This window comes from Pseudoalteromonas arctica (genome assembly GCF_012927645.1).
Classification (GTDB): Bacteria; Pseudomonadota; Gammaproteobacteria; order Enterobacterales; family Alteromonadaceae; genus Pseudoalteromonas; species Pseudoalteromonas arctica_A.
In genome coordinates, this window is the sequence record NZ_JABBMT010000064.1 from 1 (window position 1) to 3,818 (window position 3,818).

A 3,818-nucleotide genomic window follows, 5' to 3' on the forward strand; every position below is an offset into this window, starting at 1 on the left:
TGCTATGTTCGTCAACACCATGAATACTAAAAACTAATTTGGCTAAATCGATGCCAAGTGCTTTAATTGGATACATATGGACTCTCCTTTTATTGAATGTTTTTAACACCTTTCAATATGGCACATAAATGCCGTTTGGTAAGGGGAGTCCATATCATTCGTTAGCTGTTTTGTTATGCTCTAGGCTTTTTTCAAATTAAAACATCGATTTTCTTTTTGTCGGTTAACAATAAAGCAGCCTTTTCTTGATATAAATCAAAAGTATCATCGGATATAAATTTATCAAACGTATTAATAATGTCTTTCATGTAAGAGGCTCTTACTTGATAAGTCTGACGTTCAGGATATTCTTTAGCAAGTCCATCTAATTTCTCTGAACTGTTAGAAAAATACTCTATCACATTAATTTTTTTATCAGGATCTACATCCCCTCTACCATAAGAAAGGATCCTAAGTTTAGACTCTAAACTATTCATATCTTCTCTTTTTTGGGATATTATGGGATTTCCTGACTTACCCAACCTAACTGGTTCATCATTATCGTATTTTTGTGCGTATTCTCGTTCCATTTCATTCACATTTTTAACAATACTATGAAGTTCTTTTATACTCATATTAGAAAAATCGAGCTCTTCTTTTTTAAATATTTTTTCATATGCACTTCCCTCAATTATTGATGAATCAAAAGCATTATTGTCTTTTTTTTCTTTAACCTTAGGATCAAGGTGAGTTGTGTTTATATTAATTTTTAAGCCACTTTCGCTTGTTTTAGTAGAAAAGCTTTTTATTTTTTCATCATCACTGTTTGTAAAAGTAGATACTTTACTTTCAAATAAAATAGGTGGCAAATTGGTGCTGATTTTCATAAAAACCCTTTTTCATGTGTAGTTTTCTTTTATCGGTATAATTTTATAAAACTTAAGATTTTATTTTAGATCGTTTTATATTAACGACTCATAAGGCTGAGTCGTTAATATAAAGTTTAACTAGCCACCAGATCTTACTTCATAAGTAATTCCACCATAAGTGGATCCAGTTGTTGTTTTATTTTCAACTTCCCAATAATAAGTACCTGCATTAAAAATAGAAGTGGAAACTGCTACGCTATATCCGCCAGCAACTCTATCTCCATTGCTATCAACCAAAGTCACTTTGAAATCATGTCCGTCATAGTTTCTTAAAATTGCAAAACCGTATCTACGGCAATTACCACCATCATAAGTAAAGCTTGCAATAGTTCGAGTCTGCTCCAATTTAAGACTAGTGTATCTAGTATAAATTGTAGGGCTACAACGTTCATATGCACTGGTTGTTTGCTCATTTTTAGCAGCTTCTTCAAAGTCAAGAATAGAATTCAATGATGCAACTTGATCATGTGGCTCTTGTACTTGAATCGAAGATGGCTCTGTAACCGAAGTATCAGCACTGATTGCATTGAAAGAAAAACTTGCAGCGACAACAAACATTGTTGCAGGGAGTAAATGTAAATATTTCATAACTTAAAATCCTTTATTCAGTTAGTTTGTAAAAAGCTATGAATGTTCATAGCGAAATACCTCTATCCCATATTTATATTAAAGTAAATACTCTATGTTTGGGTGTAATCAACAGCTAAATCGGGTAGCCGGAGGTTTCTACCCTCCAGCCCCCACACCACCCTGCATGCGGCTCCGCACAGGGCGGTTCATTAACCATGACGGATTTTGACCCAAATATTCCTAAGTGACAATAAACCTGCATTGGCTAAATACTCGTTGCTTAATGCCAAATTTATTCCTTTGGTTTTCGCACTTCGCCATACCCCTTTTCTTGTCGACCCACAGCTCACCGCTAGCGCTAATGGAACACCCCGTTTTAATAGATTATTCACTTTGGTTCTTGGCTTGCGCCATTGTCGCCAATAACACATTCGTATTCTTCGGCGGATCCATTGATCTAAATCGACACATAACTGATAGCCGTTGGCGATGAGGAAATAGTTTCCCCATCCTCGAAGGTATCGGTTAAGGCTCGCAATTTGCTTGCTCATAGCAATGCCCCAATTTCTGTTAGTTAACTCTCGCACACGGTATTTAAAACGCTGCAATGAATTGTCATGTATTTTAATGCGCCCGTATTTGAAACCAAAACCTAAAAACTTGGTCTCTTTTACCGCGCCTACACGACTTTTCTTTTCGTTAACGATGAGTTTAAGGGTTTGCTTTATAAACAAGCTAATACTCGTTAAAACGCGTTCGCCTGCTCGCTTACTTTTCACCAAAATGGTGAAGTCGTCCGCATAACGGGCGAAGTGGTGTCCTCGTTTTTCTAACGTTTTATCAAGCTCATCAAGCATGATGTTGGAGAGCAAGGGTGACAATGGCCCACCTTGTGGTACGCCTTGGGTTGGTTTTACTCGCTTACCGTGTTCAACAATTCTTGCGCGTAAGTACCGCCCAATCAGTTTCATCAATACTTTATCTTTTATTTTTAAACCGAGTTTATGCATAAGTAAATCATGATTAACTCGGTCAAAGAATTTAGATAAGTCAATATCAATGGCTATTTTACGACCCGATTTAATACCTGTTTGCAAATGTGTTACCGCTTGTGCTGCATTGCAGTTTGGGCGAAAACCATAGCTGTAAGGTGAAAAATGCGGGTCGAATAGTGGATTGAGTACTTGGTGGATTGCTTGTTGGATAAACCTATCGAGTACACTAGGAATACCCAGTTTTCGCATGCCACCATCAGGCTTGGGAATGTTGACCCGTAGCACGGGGCTAGGTCGGTATGTTCCTTGAGCTATTTGTATTTTGATGTGCTCCCAGTTTACGTTAGCAAAGGCGGGAAAATCATCTATCGTCATCCCATCAATACCTGCACTACCTTTGTTGGCTTTGACTCGTTTCCAAGCACTATCCAAATTAGCAGGGCTTAACAGTTTTTCGATGAGATTTTCATGTAAGGCTGGGGTTGATATGCCATGCTCAATAACATCATTACTTGACGGTAATATTGATGTATTCAAATGCATAAATGTTCCTCCTTAAGTTAATGTTCAGGCCTTCACCGTGTCCCAACCATTACGATGGGTATTTGGCTACTATGCCGTCTGCTGACTTCTGCTTAATCACCAATGACGTTACCATCATTGGCGCTATCGGTTTACATCTCATTCGCTCTTCGTCGTCGATGCATTCAACGAAGCCAAGGCACTTATTAACCAGAGCCTTACTGGTTTAATGCCGATTGCGTGTTAGGCAGATCTCCCCAGATAAGAGCATGTACTTTCTTTGCACTGCTGCATCATTTACGGTGACCATTAGATCACATGGTTTCGTTATGCTTGGCTAACTCACCTCTAGTCTACGCCTCATATGATGTTTTTGTTCATCAGCTCGCCTTTTTACTAATAGAGAGGGCTAGCGGCTTCCTTCAGACCATTCCTCACAGAAAAGCCCTTGCCATTCGCTAGTAGTTAGCGTTTAATAAAACTCATTAAACGGTGATCTTCCTACAGAGGACTTTCACCTCATTAGTTCATGCCCATGCTGGGCGTACCAAGCCAAGTCAGCGGGAATTTTACTCGCTGAAAAACGCTCACAAAATCCCCTGCTTGGGGCGTTGGTATGACTCCCACTGTCAAGTTAAACGCACTGATCCTTGCCTAACTTTTTAAGCCATAATTACTTCAGCTCGAATTAGAGCGAGTTAATACATAGGATGAAGCAAGTAATGTCGTCGGTTATCTTGCTGATATTCGTTGGTTATTACTATTTCTAGTAACAGAGCAGACCTTACTTAGTTCGTCGTGGCACCTGTCTTCAGTCTATGTT

Annotated in this window: 3 protein-coding genes; all 3 read right to left on the reverse strand. The window is 38.7% G+C overall.

All coding sequences use genetic code 11. From position 1 onward, the window contains the following. Window positions 1–191: 191 nt before the first annotated feature. Window positions 192–866, reverse strand: a complete 675-nt coding sequence (locus HHO47_RS18705; protein ID WP_169021658.1) for a hypothetical protein — start codon at window positions 864–866, stop codon at window positions 192–194. 120 nt (window positions 867–986) lie between these two features. Then, window positions 987–1,496, reverse strand: a complete 510-nt coding sequence (locus HHO47_RS18710; protein WP_169021659.1) for a hypothetical protein — start codon at window positions 1,494–1,496, stop codon at window positions 987–989. A 191-nt stretch (window positions 1,497–1,687) separates the two neighbouring features. Beyond that, window positions 1,688–3,016: a group II intron reverse transcriptase/maturase gene (gene ltrA, locus HHO47_RS18715; protein ID WP_169021660.1), complete on the reverse strand. Its 1,329-nt coding sequence runs from the start codon at window positions 3,014–3,016 to the stop codon at window positions 1,688–1,690. Window positions 3,017–3,818 lie beyond the last annotated feature (802 nt).

Coding starts and splice junctions, on each gene's coding strand:
- HHO47_RS18705 (WP_169021658.1), bottom strand. CDS start 866: ATGAAAATCAGCACCAATTTGCCACCTATTTTATTTGAAAGTAAAGTA.
- ltrA (WP_169021660.1), bottom strand. CDS start 3,016: ATGCATTTGAATACATCAATATTACCGTCAAGTAATGATGTTATTGAG.
- HHO47_RS18710 (WP_169021659.1), bottom strand. CDS start 1,496: ATGAAATATTTACATTTACTCCCTGCAACAATGTTTGTTGTCGCTGCA.